This is a genomic window from Bradyrhizobium sp. LeoB3 (assembly GCF_055456055.1).
In genome coordinates this window covers 1-17,425 of the sequence record NZ_JBVBEF010000092.1, presented here as the reverse complement: position 1 = coordinate 17,425, position 17,425 = coordinate 1, and the positions used below count along the sequence as shown (strand labels likewise).

General features: G+C 63.9%; 15 protein-coding genes. All 15 read left to right on the top strand.

Annotated elements, in window-relative coordinates:
* Nucleotides 1–25 precede the first annotated feature (25 nt).
* On the top strand, nucleotides 26–637 hold the full coding sequence (locus ACZXDY_RS36225; RefSeq protein WP_464348827.1) for a TetR/AcrR family transcriptional regulator: 612 nt from the start codon (nucleotides 26–28) through the stop codon (nucleotides 635–637).
* Between the two features lie 113 nt (nucleotides 638–750).
* A complete protein-coding gene (locus tag ACZXDY_RS36220; protein WP_028162570.1) occupies nucleotides 751–1,374 on the top strand; it encodes a flavin reductase family protein in 624 nt (207 codons plus the stop codon).
* A 319-nt stretch (nucleotides 1,375–1,693) separates the two neighbouring features.
* Entirely contained in the window at nucleotides 1,694–3,961 is a 2,268-nt protein-coding gene (locus ACZXDY_RS36215; protein WP_464348826.1) for an acyl-CoA dehydrogenase, read from the top strand.
* Complete coding sequence (locus ACZXDY_RS36210; RefSeq protein WP_464348825.1) at nucleotides 3,961–5,244, top strand: acetyl-CoA C-acetyltransferase; 1,284 nt, start codon at nucleotides 3,961–3,963, stop codon at nucleotides 5,242–5,244. Before ACZXDY_RS36215 ends, ACZXDY_RS36210 begins: the two co-directional genes overlap by 1 nt.
* Before the next feature lie 2 nt (nucleotides 5,245–5,246).
* A complete protein-coding gene (locus tag ACZXDY_RS36205) occupies nucleotides 5,247–7,337 on the top strand; it encodes a 3-hydroxyacyl-CoA dehydrogenase NAD-binding domain-containing protein (protein WP_464348824.1) in 2,091 nt (696 codons plus the stop codon).
* A gap of 65 nt (nucleotides 7,338–7,402) precedes the next feature.
* Nucleotides 7,403–7,756 (top strand): acyl-CoA thioesterase, encoded by a 354-nt coding sequence (locus tag ACZXDY_RS36200; protein ID WP_196237233.1) that lies wholly within the window; start codon nucleotides 7,403–7,405, stop codon nucleotides 7,754–7,756.
* A gap of 208 nt (nucleotides 7,757–7,964) precedes the next feature.
* A complete protein-coding gene (locus tag ACZXDY_RS36195) occupies nucleotides 7,965–8,156 on the top strand; it encodes a hypothetical protein (protein ID WP_027582590.1) in 192 nt (63 codons plus the stop codon).
* A 216-nt stretch (nucleotides 8,157–8,372) separates the two neighbouring features.
* Entirely contained in the window at nucleotides 8,373–9,203 is an 831-nt protein-coding gene (locus ACZXDY_RS36190; RefSeq protein ID WP_208821625.1) for a DeoR/GlpR family DNA-binding transcription regulator, read from the top strand.
* Between the two features lie 389 nt (nucleotides 9,204–9,592).
* The gene (glpD, locus tag ACZXDY_RS36185) at nucleotides 9,593–11,137 is read left to right on the top strand and encodes a glycerol-3-phosphate dehydrogenase (protein WP_464348823.1); all 1,545 of its coding nucleotides are present in this window, start codon (nucleotides 9,593–9,595) and stop codon (nucleotides 11,135–11,137) included.
* Nucleotides 11,134–12,213 (top strand): ABC transporter ATP-binding protein, encoded by a 1,080-nt coding sequence (locus ACZXDY_RS36180; RefSeq protein ID WP_464348822.1) that lies wholly within the window; start codon nucleotides 11,134–11,136, stop codon nucleotides 12,211–12,213. The genes glpD and ACZXDY_RS36180 overlap by 4 nt, the downstream gene beginning before the upstream one ends.
* Nucleotides 12,214–12,225: 12 nt before the next feature.
* Nucleotides 12,226–13,311: an ABC transporter ATP-binding protein gene (locus tag ACZXDY_RS36175; RefSeq protein ID WP_464348821.1), complete on the top strand. Its 1,086-nt coding sequence runs from the start codon at nucleotides 12,226–12,228 to the stop codon at nucleotides 13,309–13,311.
* A complete protein-coding gene (locus ACZXDY_RS36170; RefSeq protein WP_464348820.1) occupies nucleotides 13,311–14,213 on the top strand; it encodes a carbohydrate ABC transporter permease in 903 nt (300 codons plus the stop codon). The genes ACZXDY_RS36175 and ACZXDY_RS36170 overlap by 1 nt, the downstream gene beginning before the upstream one ends.
* On the top strand, nucleotides 14,213–15,019 hold the full coding sequence (locus tag ACZXDY_RS36165; RefSeq protein ID WP_028162560.1) for a carbohydrate ABC transporter permease: 807 nt from the start codon (nucleotides 14,213–14,215) through the stop codon (nucleotides 15,017–15,019). Before ACZXDY_RS36170 ends, ACZXDY_RS36165 begins: the two co-directional genes overlap by 1 nt.
* A 10-nt stretch (nucleotides 15,020–15,029) precedes the next feature.
* Nucleotides 15,030–15,359, top strand: coding sequence for a DUF2160 domain-containing protein (locus ACZXDY_RS36160; RefSeq protein WP_028162559.1), 330 nt, complete (start codon nucleotides 15,030–15,032; stop codon nucleotides 15,357–15,359).
* 123 nt (nucleotides 15,360–15,482) lie between these two features.
* Nucleotides 15,483–17,225 (top strand): ABC transporter substrate-binding protein, encoded by a 1,743-nt coding sequence (locus ACZXDY_RS36155; protein ID WP_456642650.1) that lies wholly within the window; start codon nucleotides 15,483–15,485, stop codon nucleotides 17,223–17,225.
* The last annotated feature ends 200 nt before the right edge of the window (nucleotides 17,226–17,425 follow it).

Here is a 17,425-nt window from a genome sequence, read left to right as displayed (position 1 = left end):
TGAACGCATAATTGAGTCCTCACAGATGACGCTGGTTTCGGAACATATCGAAAGTGACACCCGGGAGCGGATTCTCGTGGTGGCCGAACGGTTGTTCCGTCAGATCGGCTACCAGAAGACCACGGTCGCCGACATCGCCAAGGAGCTCCGGATGAGCCCTGCCAACGTGTATCGCTTCTTCGATTCGAAGAAGGCGATCCACGAGGGCGTGGCGCGGACGCTGATGGGCGAGGTCGAGGTCGAGGCGCAGCGGATCGCACAGGCGCCCGGACCGGCGACGATCCGCCTGCGCGACCTGATGAAGACCGTCAACCGCATGAACACGGAGCGCTATGTCGGCGACTCCAAGCTGCACGAGATGGTCGAGATCGCGATGCAGGAGGATTGGGACGTCTGCATCGCCCATATGGAGATGATCGCCTCCACCATCGGCCAGGTGATCGGGCAGGGGGCGGCCTCCGGCGAATTCGACGTTCCGGACGTGCACCTCGCCTCGCTCTGCGCCTGCACCGCGATGATGCGCTTCTTCCACCCGCAGATGATCGCCCAATGCGCCACCAAGCCGGGCCCGACCATCGACCAGATGATCGATTTTGTGATCGCGGGTCTCTCGCCGCGTGGTAAGTTGACGAACTGACATCATCCTGGTCATTCCGGGGCGATGCGAAGCATCGAACCCGGAATCTCGAGATTCCGGGTCTGGTCCTTCGGACCATCCCGGAATGACGCCGTATCCTCGAGGAATTCAGCGTGACCGCGAAAGACCTGCATTATTACGAGCCGAAGAACGGCCACGGCCTCAAGCACGATCCCTTCAACGCCATCATCGCCCCGCGCCCGATCGGCTGGATTTCCTCGCGCGACGCCAAGGGTCACGTCAACCTCGCGCCCTACAGCTTCTTCAACGGATTCTGCTACGTCCCGCCGATCATCGGCTTCTCCTCCACGTCCTGGAAGGACAGTGTTGCCAATATCCAGGAGACCAAGGAGTTCGTCTGGAATCTCGCCACCATGGACCTGGCGAAGCAGATGAACGCGACCGCCGCCCATGTCGCACACGACGTCAACGAGTTCTCGGTCGCGGGCTTGACGGCGGCCCCGAGCAAGATCGTCAACGTGCCGCGAGTAGCGGAGAGCCCGGTGTCCTTCGAGTGCAAGCTGACCCAGATCATCCAGCTCCAGAACGCGGGCGGCGACAAGGTGCCGGCCTGGGTGACCTTCGGCGAAGTCGTCGCCGTGCACATCGATAAGGCCATGATCAAGGACGGCGTCTACCAGACCGCCGCCGCGCGCCCCATCGTCCGCGCCGGCCGCCGCGGCGACTATTTCGAGATCCGGCCTGAGGCCATGTTCGAGATGGTCCGCCCGGATTGATCTCCCTTTCTTCCCCTTCTCCCCGCTCTTCGCGGGGAGAAGGTCGGGATGAGGGGCTCTCTCCGCGATCACGGCGACAGACCGACTCGCGGAGGCTCCCCCTCACCCGAAATTCAAGCTGTGCTTGAATTTCGACCTCTCTCCGCAAGCGGGGCGAGGTGACCCGCCTGCGCTATCTCTCACCCGGAACTGGCACCGCGCTTCGGTCGTTATATCGACCGCGTCAATTCGCGCCAATTTGCCAGCGAAGTGTTCACTTCTGTCGGCCACTTTCCGCTAAAATATGCTGGAACGCGCCGCCGATCATGAGGATACCGCCATGAGTTTCCGTCGCGACTTCGTCACCAAGCCGATCTTTGGGTTCGCCCGCGGCGTGATGCCGACCATGTCGGACACCGAGCGCGAGGCATTAGAAGCCGGCGACGTCTGGTGGGATGCCGACCTCTTCAGTGGCAATCCCGATTGGTCGAAGCTGCTCGCCTATCCTCAAGCCGAACTCACGGACGAGGAAAAGGCCTTCTTGAGCGGCCCCGTCAACGAGCTCTGCAGGATGCTCGACGAATGGAAGATCTTCTGGGAGTGGCGCGACCTGCCGCGCGAGGTCTGGGACTTCATCAAGCGCGAAAAATTCTTCGGCATGATCATCCCGAAGCAATTCGGCGGCCTCGGCTTCTCGCCTTATGCGCATTCCGAGGTGGTGCGAAAACTCTCCTCGCGCTCGCTGACCGCCGCCGTCACCGTGATGGTGCCGAACTCGCTCGGCCCCGGCGAGCTGCTGATGCGCTTTGGCACCAAAGAGCAGCAGGAGAAATGGCTGCCGCGCCTGGCCTCGGGCCACGACATCCCGTGCTTCGGCCTCACCAGCCCGGAAGCAGGATCGGATGCGGCCTCGATGGTTGACACCGGCATCATCTGCAAGGGCAATTTCGAGGGCAACGAAGTGGTCGGCCTGCGCCTCAACTGGCACAAGCGCTATATCACGCTCGGACCCGTTGCGACGTTGCTCGGTCTCGCTTTCAAGGCTTACGATCCTGATCATCTCCTCAGTGACCAGGAAGAGCTCGGCATCACGGTCGCGCTGATCCCGACCCATCTGCCAGGCGTTACGATCGGCCACCGCCATCTGCCGGCGATGCAGGTGTTCCAGAACGGCCCGAACCGGGGCCACGACGTTTTCATCCCGCTCGACTACATCATCGGCGGCAAGGAGCGCCTTGGACAAGGCTGGAAGATGCTGATGACGGCGCTCGCCGCCGGCCGCGGCATCTCGCTGCCGTCATTGTCGGCGGCCGGCGCCGCCTATGCCGCGCGCACCACCGGCGCCTATGCCCGCATCCGCGAACAGTTCGGCATCTCAATCTCCAAGTTCGAAGGCGTCGAGGAGCCGCTCGCCCGCATCGTCGGCACCGCCTATCTGCTCGATGCCGCGCGGCGATTGACCTGCGCCGCGCTGAACGCCGGCCATCATCCCGCTGTCATCTCCGGCATCATGAAACTGCACGCCACCGAGCGGATGCGGATCGCGATCGACGACGCCATGGACATCCATGGCGGCAAGGCCGTGATCGACGGCCCGCAGAACTATCTCGGCAATCTGCATCGCGCGGTGCCGGTCGGCATCACCGTGGAAGGCGCCAATATCCTCACCCGCAATCTGATCGTGTTCGGCCAGGGCGCGATCCGCGCGCATCCCTATCTGCTGGACGAGATGACGGCACTCGGCGAAACCGACCGCGCCAAGGGTCTGGACGCCTTCGACAAGGCGGTATGGAAGCATATCGGCCACACCTTGAAGACCATGTTCCGCGCGACGGGGCGGAGCTGGACCCTCGGCCTGTTCGCACCGGCTCCCGATGCGGGCGACGCCACGAAATTCTACCGCCAGCTCTCGCGCTACTCTTCGGCCTTTGCGATTTGCGCCGACGTGGCGCTGCTCACGCTCGGCGGCGCGCTCAAGCGCAAGGAGATGCTCTCGGCCCGTTTCGGCGACATCCTCTCCGAGCTCTATCTGCTCTCCGCCGCGCTCAAGCGCTGGCAGGATGAAGGCCGACAGAAGGAAGATTTCGCCGCGCTCGAATGGTGCATGGCGAGCGGCTTCAAGACCATCGAGAACCGTTTTGCGGAGATCCTCGCCAACCTGCCGAACCGCTTCATTGCAGGCTTCCTGAAGCTCTTGATCCAGCCGTTCGGGGCGCGCGTGCTCGGGCCTTCCGACCGCGTCGTGCATCAATGCGCCGCGCTGGTGCTGGAGCCGTCGGCCGCGCGCGATCGCATCACGCGCGATCTGGCTTTCGTCGAAGACGACGGCGGTGTGGCGCGGCTGGAGAAGGCCTTCCGCCTGTTCACCGCGACCGAGGATATCGCCAGGCACATGCGCGCCGCGCGCCTGCGCGATCCACACGAAGCGGTGAAAAAGGGCGTCATCACCCAATCCGATGCCGACAAGCTCACAGCCGCCCGCGCGGCGGTCGCCGCGGTGATCCAGGTCGACGATTTCGCGCCCGAGGCGCTGTCGCCGATTTACAGGAAGGGTGCTGACGTGCATCAGTTCTTCCAGGAATTGGGAGAGCAGAGGGCTGCGAGCTGATGGCGCGACCGGTCTTTATTGTTGACGGCAGCCGCACGCCGTTCCTGAAGGCGCGCTCCGGTCCAGGACCGTTCACGCCTGTCGACCTTGCCGTGCAATGCGGCCGGCCCCTATTGGCGCGGCAGCCGTTCGCGCCCGATGCCTTCGATGAGGTGATCCTCGGCTGCGTCAATGTCATTGCCGACGAGATGAACCCGGCGCGTGTCGCTGCGCTCCGGCTCGGCATGGGCGAGAAGATGGTCGCCTTCACCGTGCAGATCAATTGCGGCTCCGGCATGCAGTCGATCGACACCGGTTATCGCTACATCCGCGAAGGCACAGCCGATCTCATCCTTGCCGGCGGCGCTGAGGCGCTCAGCCACGCGCCACTGGTGTGGCCCAATGCCGGCGTGCGCTGGTTCGCTGGCCTCGCCGGCGCCAAGGGCATGGGTGCGAAGATCGCCGCCTTCTTCAAGCTCCGCCCCGGCTATTTCAAGCCGATCATCGGCCTGGAGCGCGGGCTGACCGATCCCATCACCGAGCTCAACATGGGCCAGACCGCCGAGGTCGTCGGTCATCTCTTCGGCATCACCCGCGCACAATCGGATGCCTACGCCGCAGAGAGTCACCGCCGTCTGGCGAAAGCGCAAGCCGAAGGCTGGCTGAAGGGCGAAGTCGAGACGTCGTTCTCGCGCGACGGCAGGTTCTACGATCACGACGACGGCGTCCGCCCGGACTCGACGCCGGAGACCTTGGCAAAACTCAAGCCGGTGTTCGAGCGCCCATGGGGCCAGGTCACCGCGGGCAATTCCTCGCAGATCACCGACGGCGCTTCCTGGGTGATCCTCGCTTCCGAGGAGGCGGTGGCCAAGCACGGGCTGAAGCCGAAGGCCGTCATCCTCGACAGCCAGTGGGCCGCGCTTGATCCTAGCATCATGGGGCTCGGACCCGTGCTTTCGGCGACCGCGCTCTTGAAGCGCAACGACTTGAGCTTGCAGGACGTCGAGACCTGGGAGTTGAACGAGGCCTTTGCGACGCAGGTGCTCGGATGCCTTGCGGCCTGGAACGATGAAAAATTCTGTCGCGAGATCCTCGGTCTCGACGGCGCGGCGGGCGAAATTGATCGTGCGAAGCTCAACGTCGATGGCGGCGCGATCAGCCTCGGCCATCCCGTCGGCACCAGCGGCAACCGCATCGTGCTGCATCTCGTCAACGTCATGAAGCGGCTCGGCACGCGGCGCGGCATCGCCACCGAATGCATCGGCGGCGGGCAGGGCGGCGCCATGCTGATAGAGACGGTGTGATCATGGATTCGCAGATCATGAACGTCCTTGCCGACCGCGTGCTCGAACTCGGGCCCGCGCCGGAAGCCGGTCGCTACAAGCATTTCAAGCTGACGCGCGATGGCGACGGCATCGCCTGGCTCCTGTTCGACCGTGAAGGCGCCAGCGCCAACACGCTGAACGCCGAGGTGCTCGAGGAATTCGATGCGGTGCTGGCCGCGCTCGAAAGCCAGCGGCCGACCGGCCTCGTCATCCGCTCGGCGAAGACAAGCGGCTTCATCGCCGGCGCCGATGTCAACGAATTCCGCGGCGCCAGCGATGCGCGCCTGGTCGAAGCCGAGATCCGCCGAGCGCATGCGGTGATCGACGGGCTCGAAGCGCTGCGCGTGCCGACGGTCGCCGTGATCCACGGCTTCTGCCTCGGCGGCGGCCTAGAAGTCGCGCTGGCCTGCCAGTCGCGAATTGCCATTGATGGCGCGCGGTTCGGCTTTCCCGAGGTGATGCTCGGCCTGCATCCTGGCTTAGGCGGCACTGCGCGCTTCACGCAGCTCGTCAACCCGATGCAGGCGATGAGCCTGATGCTGACGGGCAAGACCATCGATGCGCGCCGCGCCAAATCGCTCGGCCTGGTCGATGCGGTAACGCAGGAGCGTCATGTCAGGAACGCGGTGAAGGACGCCGTGTTCGGCCGCATGAAGCGCGCCAGGCCCGGGCCGGTCAACACGCTCCTGAACTTCGGCCCGGTGCGCGGCTTCCTCGCCTCCCGCATGCGCAGCGAGGCCGCCAAGGCCGCGCCGCAGGCGCATTATCCCGCGCCCTACGCGCTGATCGACCTCTGGGAAAAATACGGCAACGAGAAGCAGGCGATGCTTGCGGCCGAGAAGCGTTCCTTCGCCGAATTGATGGTGACGCCGACCGCGCAGAACCTGATCCGCGTCTTCTTCCTGCGCGAGCAGATGAAGAAGCTTGCGGGAGGCGGCAACAGGATCGCGCATGTCCACGTCATCGGCGCCGGCGCGATGGGCGGCGATATCGCGGCATGGTGCGCCGGCCAGGATCTGCGCGTCACGCTGTCGGACATGAAGCCGGAGCCGATCGCAAGCGCGATCAAACGCGCCAATGATCTCTATGGGAAGATCATCCGCAAGCGCACCGAGGTGCGCGATGCACATGATCGGCTGATCCCGGATATGGATGGCGAGGGCGTGCGTAATGCCGATCTCATCATCGAGGCGGTGCCGGAAAAGCTTGAGCTGAAGCAGAAGGTCTATGCCGGCATCGAGCCGAAGATGAAACCGGGCGCAATTCTTGCGACCAACACCTCCAGCATCCCTCTGCAGGATCTGCGCGCGACGCTGGAAAAGCCCGCGCGCTTGCTCGGTCTGCACTTCTTCAATCCGGTCTCGCGATTGCAGCTCGTCGAGGTCGTCAGCCATGACGGCACCGACGCCGAGCTGTTGAAGCAGGCGCTCGCTTTCGTCGGCGCCATCGACCGCCTGCCGCTGCCCGTGAAGAGCTCGCCGGGTTTCCTCGTCAACCGCGCGCTGACGCCCTACATGCTGGAAGCGATGCTGCTGCTGGACGAGAAGGTCGACAAATCAGTCATCGATGCGGCGGCAAAGAAGTTCGGCATGCCGATGGGCCCGATCGAGCTTGCCGACCAGGTCGGCCTCGATATCTGCCTCGATGTCGGCGACATGCTGCGCTCGAAATTCGGCGACCTCTTGCCGCCGACACCGGCGTGGCTGCGCGAGAAGGTCGCGAAGGGCGAGCTCGGCCGCAAGACCGGCAAGGGCTGTTACGTCTGGAAGGACGGCAAGCGGGAGCAAACAGCTCCGGCGTTGGCCACCGAACCGACACAGGAAATGATCGATCGTCTCGTGCTGCCGATGTCGAACGTCTGCGTCGCCTGCCTGCGCGAGGGGATCGTCGATAATGCTGACGTGGTCGACGGCGCCATGATCTTCGGCACCGGCTATGCGCCGTTCCGCGGCGGTCCGCTGAACTATGCCCGCACCCGGGGTGTCGAGAATGTGGTGTCTACCTTGCAGGCACTCGAGCAAAAATTCGGTGGCCGTTTTGCGCCCGACGCCGGCTGGGAGAGTTTCAAGTGAGTGACACCAAAGTTCCGCTGGCACAAAACGAGCCGCACGGCGATCTCTGCATCCGCACGCTGGCGATGCCGGCGGATACCAACGCCAATGGCGACATCTTCGGCGGCTGGCTGCTGAGCCAGATGGATCTCGGCGGCGGCGTGTTCGCCTCGAAGGTCGCGCGATCGCGCACCGTGACGGTCGCGATCGAGGCGATGAATTTTCGTAAAGCTGTCTATGTCGGCGATCTCGTCTCGGTGCACGCCAACCTTGTGCGGATCGGTCGCACCTCGATCACCGTCCATCTCGAAGCCTGGGTGCTGCGACGGAAAGAGCGGCAATCGATCCTGGTGACCGACGGCAATTTTACCTACGTCTCGATTGACGACCACGGCAATCCGCAGCCGATCCAGCGCGATGGCGCGACGCTTGCGACGTAACCAGGACGTCTCATCGCTTACACATGATTGTTATCAGCCGCTCGTATCCCACCTCTCGCGAAAGCAGGTGATTCGGTGCTCGGAGGGCCGAGCAAGTGCGGTCATTTCGTGGCGCCAAGCATCGGTTTTCGCATGACACGGCGGCGAGGCCTGAGGAACAATCAGGCTCTCTTCCCGTTATTGGCCCGCACTTCAATCGGGACTGGGAATGTCTGATACCTACATAATCGAAGTCGGCTCCAATCCGGCCGGAATCGTCGTACGCGATGAGCGTGGCTATCGCTTCTTCGCAGCCAGTCATCAGTTCAACCGGCTCGAAGGCCACGTCTTCCGCAACGCCCGCGAAGCCGAACGCGCCGCCCGCCGCCTCGCCGACGGCGAGCTGAAGCTGGCATCGTAGATTCCAGGACCTCCCGTCGTCCCGGGCTTGACCCGGGACCCATAACCCCAGGGAGTTGTTGTGGCGCAAGCAAGCGGTTGCGGCGGAGCACATAACAAAGGCCTGTGGTTATGGGTCCCGGGTCAAGCCCGGGACGACGGGAGGAGACGATCTCCCGCGTTGACCGCAGCGCCAAACCGCCGCAGCATGCGGCTTTCGATGCCGCAAGGTGCCGCCGTGCCCGTATTGACCCATCGCCAGACCGAAATCCTCAACCTCGCGCGCGCCTTTGGCCGCGTGATGGTGGAAGACTTGGCAAAACGTTTCGAAGTCTCTGCGCAGACCATCCGCAAAGACCTCAACGATCTCTGCGACCGCCGTTCGCTGACGCGCATCCATGGCGGCGCGATCATCGCATCCGGCGTGGAAAATCTTGCCTATGAGGCGCGGCGCTTCGTCGCCGCCGAGGAGAAGAAGGCGATCGGGGCAGCGGCTGCGGCGCGCATTCCGAACGGCTGCTCGCTCTTCATCAACATCGGCACCACGACGGAGGAGGTCGCGAGCGCGCTGACCTCGCATGAGGGTCTGCTCGTCATCACCAACAACCTCAATGTCGCGATGCTGCTGTACCGCCATCCCCGCATCGAGGTGGTGGTGGCGGGCGGTACCGTGCGGCGCGCCGACGGCGCCGTGGTCGGCTCGACCGCGACGCAACTGATCGGCCAGTTCAAGGTCGACTACGCGATCATCGGCGCGTCGGCGATCGACGAGGAGGGTGCGCTTTTGGATTTCGACTATCGCGAAGTCCAGGTCGCCCAGGCCATCATCGCCAACGCCCGCAACGTGATGCTGGTGGCGGACTCAACAAAACTCCGCCGCAGCGCCCCGGTCCGCATCGCCCATATCAGCCAGATCCAGACTTTTATTACCGACACCGAATTGCCGGCAGGACTCGCCAACATCTGCCACAGCAGAGGTATCGAGGTGGTCGTGGCGATGGATAAGCCCGCCGCCGATATCGACGACACGGCGCCTGAGCCCGCACCGGTGACACTGCGAAGCGTCTAGCACCGCCGGTGGCCTCGCCCTTCGAGACGCCTGCTTCGCAGGCTCCTCAGGGTGAGGGGATAGATGCGAGCGCGCCGCTCTCTCCCCCCGTCATTGCGAGCGGAGCGACTTGTCCGCCGTAGCTCAACGAGCGAAAGCGGAAGCAATCCATCTCGCCACTTGCGGAGGCATGGATTTGCTTCGTTGCCGGCCGCCAGATCCTCATCCTGAGGAGCGCGGAACGCGCGTCTCGAAGGATGAGGCCCCGATTTCGCCTTTCAGCTCCCCCATCCCCAGGTCGTGAACCCCTGGTTCCCCATTTTCGGTTTGCTTTCGTTTTCCTTTGTGATCTAATCCAATCCGAAAGCGAAATCGCCGAAAGCGAGCGCGAGCGGCCGGGGAAGCGTCTGTTGGATCGGATTTTCGACCTCGCAATCATTGGGGGCGGCATTAACGGCTGCGGCATCGCGCGCGATGCGGCGGGGCGGGGCAATTCCGTTTTTCTCTGTGAAATGAATGACTTGGCGAGCGGGACGTCGTCCTGGTCGACCAAGCTCGTGCATGGCGGGCTGCGCTACCTCGAATATTACGAGTTCCGCCTGGTCCGCGAAGCCCTGATCGAGCGCGAGATTCTCTGGCAGATCGCGCCCCACATCATCCGCCCCCTGCGGTTCGTTTTGCCGCACCACGCCGGCCTGCGCCCGGCCTGGCTGCTCCGGCTCGGGCTGTTCCTTTATGATCACATCGGCGGCCGGCACCTGTTGCCGTCGACCCGGACGGTGGACCTCACCCGCGACGAGGTCGGCAAGCCCCTGATCAAGAATCGCTACGTCAAAGGGTTCGAGTATTCGGACTGCTTCGTCGATGACGCGCGGCTGGTCGTGCTGACCGCGCGCGATGCGGCCGATCGCGGGGCAGAGATTTGCACGCGTACCCGCGCCGTCGAGATCAGGCAGGCCGACGGCCTCTGGAATGTCACGGTCGAGGACGACGGCAGCGGCGCGCGGCGGACGGTGCGGGCGCGGGCGCTGGTCAATGCCGGCGGTCCCTGGGTCGAGGAGGTGCTTGCTTCGGGCGCCGGTGTCAACGCGCGCGCAAAAGTGCGGCTTGTGCAGGGCTCTCATATCGTCGTGAAGAAGCTTTACGACCACGACCGCGCTTACATCTTCCAGAACGCGGATGGCCGCATCGTCTTCGTGATTCCTTACCAGGGTGAGTTCTCGCTGATCGGCACCACCGACCGCGACTACGACGGCGACCCCGCCAAGGTGAAGGCAACGGAGGAGGAGATCAGCTATCTCTGCGCCTCGGTCAGCGAGTATCTGGCGAAGCCGGTGAAGCCGGAGGACGTGGTCTGGACCTATTCGGGTGTGCGCCCGCTCTATGATGACGGCGCGAGCGAGGCAAAGGCCGCGACGCGCGACTACGTGTTCGAGCTCGATACGCCCGGCGGCGTGCCGCTGCTCTCGATCTATGGCGGCAAGATCACGACCTACCGGCGATTGGCCGAAGAAGCGCTGGAGCGGCTTGCGCCCTACTTGCCCAGTGCAAAAGCCAGTGAGGGCTGGACCGGCAAGGCGCCGCTGCCCGGTGGCGAGATGGATGTCTCCGCGGTCGACGCGCTCGCTGCGGAACTGGTGCGCGACTATCCGTTCCTGTCGGCGGCGCATGCGAGCCGGCTCGCGCACGCCTACGGCACGCGTGCGACAAAAGTACTCGGCAGCGCGGAATCGATCGGCGATCTCGGAAAGTCCTTCGGCGCCACCTTGACGGAAAGCGAAGTCAGGTACCTGATGGCGAACGAATGGGCGTTGACCGCCGAAGACATCGTCTGGCGCCGCTCCAAATTGGGTTTGAGGATGTCGGCCGCCGAGATATCGGCGCTCGACGAATGGATCGCCGCTCATGGCCTGTCCGGCGAACGTCCGCTACGCGAAGCGGGAGGACGGCCATGAGCGTCTCGCTCGACCACGTCACGCGCACCGTGGACGGCATCCCGGCCATCCACGATGTCTCGCTGACGCTCGAGCGCGGCACGCTCAGCGTGCTGCTTGGGCCGACGCTATCAGGCAAGACCTCGATCATGCGGTTGCTCGCCGGCCTCGACAAGCCGACCACCGGCCGCGTGCTGGTCGACGGCAAGGACGTCACCGGCATCGACGTGCGCCAGCGCTCGGTCGCGATGGTCTATCAGCAGTTCATCAATTATCCCTCGCTTTCGGTCTATGAGAACATCGCCTCGCCGTTGCGCGTGCAGGGGCGGCCGCGCGAGGAGATCGACAAGCGCGTGGCGGATGCCGCAAAGCTGTTGCGGCTTGAACCGTTCCTGAAGCGCACGCCGCTGCAATTGTCCGGCGGTCAGCAGCAGCGCACTGCGATTGCACGCGCACTGGTCAAGGGCGCCGACCTCGTGCTGCTCGACGAGCCGCTCGCCAATCTCGATTACAAGCTGCGCGAGGAATTGCGCACCGAACTGCCGCGCATCTTCGAGGCGTCAGGCGCGATCTTCGTCTACGCCACCACCGAGCCGTCGGAAGCGCTGCTGCTCGGCGGCGACACCATCTGCATGTGGCAAGGCCGCGTGCTGCAGGCCGGCGCCAGCTCGAAGGTGTATCGGCAGCCCGAGACGCTGCGCGTCGCCCAGGTCTATTCCGATCCGCCGCTCAACATCGTCAATATCGAAAAGAAGAACGGCGCTGTGTACTATCCCGGCGGCATGCAGGCGCCGACGGCCGGACTCTATCTGGGCCTTGCCGATGGCGCCTATCGCGTCGGTTTCCGCGCGCACCAGCTCGAAGTCGGCCGCCACGCCACCGGCCGCCATACCTTCCGGGCGACCGTCACGGTGACCGAGATCACCGGCTCCGAGAGCTTTGTCCACCTGCAGCACGGATCCGCCAACTGGGTCGCGGTGCTGCACGGCGTACATGAATATGAGCCCGGCCAGGCGCTCAACGCGGCGCTCAATCCGGACGATATCTTCGTGTTCGACTTGGCCGACCGCCTGGTCGCAGCCCCTGGCCGGAATTGAGGGAGATGGCGCATGGCCCGCATTGACCTCGTCGATCTCGCGCACTCCTACAGCGGCAATGACGCGCCGCCGGAATCCTTCGCGCTGAAGCCGGTGACGATGACCTGGCGGCAAGGCGGCGCCTATGCGCTGCTCGGCCCCTCCGGCTGCGGCAAGACCACGCTGCTGAATCTCATCTCAGGCATCGTGACGCCGTCGCGCGGACAGATCCTGTTCGACGGCAAGGACATCACGCCGCTGTCGACGCAGAAGCGCAACATCGCGCAGGTGTTCCAGTTCCCGGTGATCTACGACACCATGACGGTCGGCGAGAATCTGGCCTTCCCGCTGAAGAACCGCGGCGTGCCGAAGGCGGAGATATCAGCGCGCGTGAAGCGGATCGCCGAGTTGCTCGACCTTGCGCCCTATCTTAACCGCAAGGCGACGCGGCTCACCGCCGATGCCAAACAGAAGATCTCGCTCGGCCGCGGATTGGTGCGATCCGACGTCGCCGCGATCCTGTTCGACGAGCCGCTGACCGTCATCGACCCTGAACTGAAATGGCAGCTTCGTTCGAAATTGAAGGCGCTGCACCGCGAGCTCGATCTGACGATGATCTATGTCACGCACGACCAGACGGAGGCGCTGACCTTCGCCGACACCGTCGTCGTCATGCATGACGGCCGCGTGGTGCAGAGCGGTTCGCCGGCCGAACTGTTCGATAAGCCCGCGCATACCTTTGTCGGCTATTTCATCGGCTCGCCCGGCATGAACATCGTGCCGGCTCACGTCGATGGGCGCGAAGCGCGGATCGATGGCCACACCATCGGCCTGCACCGCAATTACGGCGTGCTGCCCGCGGGCGCGAAAATCGAGATCGGGGTGCGGCCGGAATTCGTCGACATCGCGCCACCCGCCTCGGGCCTGTTGTCGGCGACGATCGAGCGGATCGACGATCTCGGCCGCATCCGCTTTGCCCGCGTCCGTGTCGGCGATTCCAAATTCGCCGCGCGCGTGCCGCCGGGATTTTCGGTGCCCGACAACAACGCTGGCCTCGTGTTCGATCCCGCGCATGTGCACGTCTATGCCGACAGCCGCCTGGTCGAGGGGATTGCGTAATGGACAAGACGGTCAACCAGAAGGCCTGGTTCCTGGTGCTGCCGGTGTTCCTGGTGGTGGCGTTCTCCGCGATCATCCCGCTGATGACGGTGGTGAACTATTCGATGCAGGACACGTTCGGCAACAACCAGTTCTTCTGGAACGGTGTCGGCTGGTTCAAGGAATTGCTCGATCCCTCGACCGATCTCGGCGAACGCTTCTTCGCCTCGCTTTGGCGCAACCTGATCTTCTCCGCGATCATCCTCGCGATCGAGATCCCGCTTGGCATCGTGGTCGCGCTGTCGATGCCGCGCGAGGGCTGGACCGTCGCCGTCTGCCTCGTGATCCTGGCGCTGCCGCTACTGATCCCGTTTAACGTGGTCGGCACCATCTGGCAGATCTTCGGCCGTCCCGACATCGGCCTGCTCGGCTACACCCTCAACAGCCTGGGCATCCCTTACAATTACGTCTCCAACGAGTTCGACGCCTGGGCGACCGTGATCGTGATGGACGTCTGGCACTGGACCAGCCTGGTGGCGCTGCTCTGCTACGCCGGCCTGAAGTCGATTCCGGATGCGTACTACCAGGCCGCCCAGATCGACGGCGCCTCGCGCTGGGCGGTGTTCCGCGCGATCCAGTTGCCGAAGATGAACCGCGTGCTCCTGATCGCGGTGCTGCTCCGCTTCATGGACAGTTTCATGATCTATACCGAGCCGTTCGTCGTCACCGGCGGCGGGCCGGGCAATTCGACCACCTTCATCTCGATCGAGCTCGTCAAGATCGCGCTCGGCCAGTTCGATCTGGGCAAGGCCGCGGCGCTGTCGCTGGTCTACAACCTCATCATCCTGATCGTCTGCTGGGTGTTCTACACCGTCATGACCAATGCCGGCGCCGAGCGCCCGCAAAAAGAGGGAGCTGTGTGATGGGCACGATTCCCGGGCGCCGCCTCATCATCTCGCTGTTCCTGATCTTCCTGTTGTTGCCGATCTACTGGCTCATCAACATGAGCTTCAAGACCAACAGCGAGATCGTCTCGACCATGACGCTGTGGCCGCACCAGCCGACGATCGAGAACTACATGCGCATCTTCACCGACGAAAGCTGGTATTCCGGCTACATCAACTCGCTGAAATATGTGATCATCAACACCGTGATCTCGATCTCGGTGGCGCTGCCCGCGGCTTACGCGTTCTCGCGCTATCGCTTCCTCGGCGACAAGCACCTGTTCTTCTGGCTGCTGTCGAACCGCATGGCGCCGGCCGCGGTCTTTGCGCTGCCGTTCTTCAATCTCTATTCGGCGATCGGCCTGTTCGATACGCCGTGGGCGGTGGCGCTGGCGCATTGCATCTTCAACGTTCCGCTCGCGGTCTGGATCCTCGAAGGCTTCGTCTCCAGCGTGCCGCGCGAGATCGACGAGACCGCGTTCCTCGACGGCTATTCCTTTCCGCGCTTCTTCATCAAGATCCTGGTGCCCTTGATCGCAAGCGGCATCGGCGTGGCCGCCTTCTTCTGCTTCATGTTCTCCTGGGTCGAGCTGCTGCTGGCGCGCACGCTCACCTCTGTCTATGCCAAGCCGATCTCCGCGGTGATGACGCGCACGGTTTCCGCTGCCGGCATGGATTGGGGCCTCTTGGCGGCCGCCGGCGCGCTCACCATCATCCCGGGCGCGCTCGTGATCTGGTTCGTCCGCAACTATATCGCGCGCGGCTTCGCGCTCGGCCGCGTGTAGGAGGCGCCCGATGGAAAGTATCGCATGGATGGCCTGGACGCTGCCGACGGCGATCTTCTTTGCGCTGCTCGGCATGACGCTTGCGCTGATGACCTGGCTCGCGGTCGCCTATCCCGAAGCCGAGCGCGTCGGCGTGCTCAGGATTCCGACCACGCGCGGCGATCGTCTCTTCATCTCGCTGGTGCTCGCCGCCGTCATCCATCTCGTCTGGATCGGGCTCGTCGGCGCCGACTCCATCACCACGCTGCCCATTGGGGAGGAGGGCGTCGAGGTTTCGAGCCTGTGGCTCGCCACACTGATTTCGCTTGCCACGGCCGTTGTGATTTTCCGCACCGTCTGAGGAAGTGAAGAAGAGCAGATCCGGGATCAACCCGGACCTGGATTTTAATTTGTCGCCATAACCGGAGGAACCGCCATGCGACACTTGAGAGGAAGGAACCTGACCAGGAGCCGTTGGCTCGCGATGACCAGCGCCGCCGCGCTGCTCGTGGCTGCCGCGGGCGTTGCCGCACCGGCGCGCGCCGACGACGCCGTCAACCAGCGGTGGATCGACAGCGAATTCCAGCCTTCGACGATCTCGAAGGAAGAGCAGATGAAGGAGCTGCAGTGGTTCGCGAAGGCGGCCGAGCCCTTCAAGGGCATGGAAATCAACATCGTCTCGGAAACCATTACGACGCACGAATATGAGGCGAAGACGCTCGCCAAGGCATTCAGCGAGATCACGGGCATCAAGCTCAAGCACGACACCATCCAGGAAGGCGACGTGGTCGAGAAGCTGCAGACCCAGATGCAGTCCGGCAAGAACGTCTATGACGGCTGGATCAACGACAGCGACCTGATCGGCACGCATTTCCGCTACGGCCAGACCATCGTGCTGTCGGACTACATGACCGGCGAGGGCAAGGACGTCACCGATCCCTATCTCGACGTCAACGACTTCATCGGCAAGTCGTTCACGACGGCGCCGGACGGCAAGCTCTATCAGTTGCCCGACCAGCAGTTCGCCAACGTCTATTGGTTCCGCTACGACTGGTTCACCAACCCCGACTACAAGGCCAAGTTCAAGGCCAAGTATGGCTATGAGCTCGGCGTGCCCGTGAACTGGTCGGCGTATGAAGATATCGCCGAGTTCTTCACCAACGACATCAAGGAGATCAACGGCGTCAAGGTCTACGGCCATATGGACTATGGCAAGAAGGACCCCTCGCTCGGCTGGCGCTTCACCGACGCCTGGCTGTCGATGGCGGGCAATGGCGACAGGGGCATCCCGAACGGTCTGCCGGTCGACGAGTGGGGCATCCGCATGGAAGGCTGCCGCCCCGTTGGTTCGTCGGTCGAGCGCGGCGGCGACACCAATGGTCCGGCCGCCGTCTACTCGATCACCAAATATCTCGAGTGGCTCAAGAAGTATGCCCCGCCGCAGGCGCAGGGCATGACCTTCTCCGAATCGGGCCCGGTGCCGGCGCAGGGCAACATCGCCCAGCAGATCTTCTGGTACACCGCGTTCACGGCTGACATGGTGAAGCCCGGCATTCCCGTCATGAACGCAGACGGCACGCCGAAATGGCGCATGGCCCCGTCGCCGCACGGCTCGTACTGGAAGGAGGGCATGAAGCTCGGCTATCAGGATGCCGGCTCGCTGACGCTGTTGAAGTCGACGCCGGCGGACCGCCGCAAGGCAGCCTGGCTCTATCTGCAGTTCATCGTCTCCAAGACGGTGTCGTTGAAGAAGAGCCATGTCGGTCTCACCTTCATCCGCGAGTCCGATATCTGGGACAAGTCGTTCACCGAGCGCGCGCCCCAGCTCGGCGGCCTGATCGAGTTCTACCGCTCGCCCGCGCGCGTGCAGTGGACCCCGACCGGCAACAACGTGCCTGACTATCCGAAGCTCGCCCAGCTCTGGTGGCAGAACATCGGCGATGCGTCGTCGGGTGCGAAGACGCCGCAACAGGCGATGGACGCGCTCGCCGCGGCGCAGGACTCGGTGATGGAGCGGCTCGAGAAATCAGGCGTGCAGGGCGCCTGCGGCCCGAAGCTGAACAAGAAGGAGAAGCCGGAATACTGGTTCGCCAAGGCCGAGAAGGATGGCACCATCGCGCCGCAGCGCAAGCTCGCCAACGAGAAGCCGAAGGGCGAGACGGTCGACTACGACACGCTGATCAAGTCGTGGCCCGCTACCCCGCCGAAGCGCGCGGAAGCGAAGTGATCTCTTGCAACGCCGTTATGGCCGGGCTTGTCCCGGCCAGCCACGCATCGCCGCGCGTGTGGAAAGACGTGGATGCCCGGGACAAGCCCGGGCATGACGGAGAGAGACAAAAGGCCGGGAGCAATCCCCGCCTTTCGTCATTCCGGGGCGCGCGAAGCGCGAGCCCGGAATCCATTTCACGGCGTCGCCTGCTGCCCGAT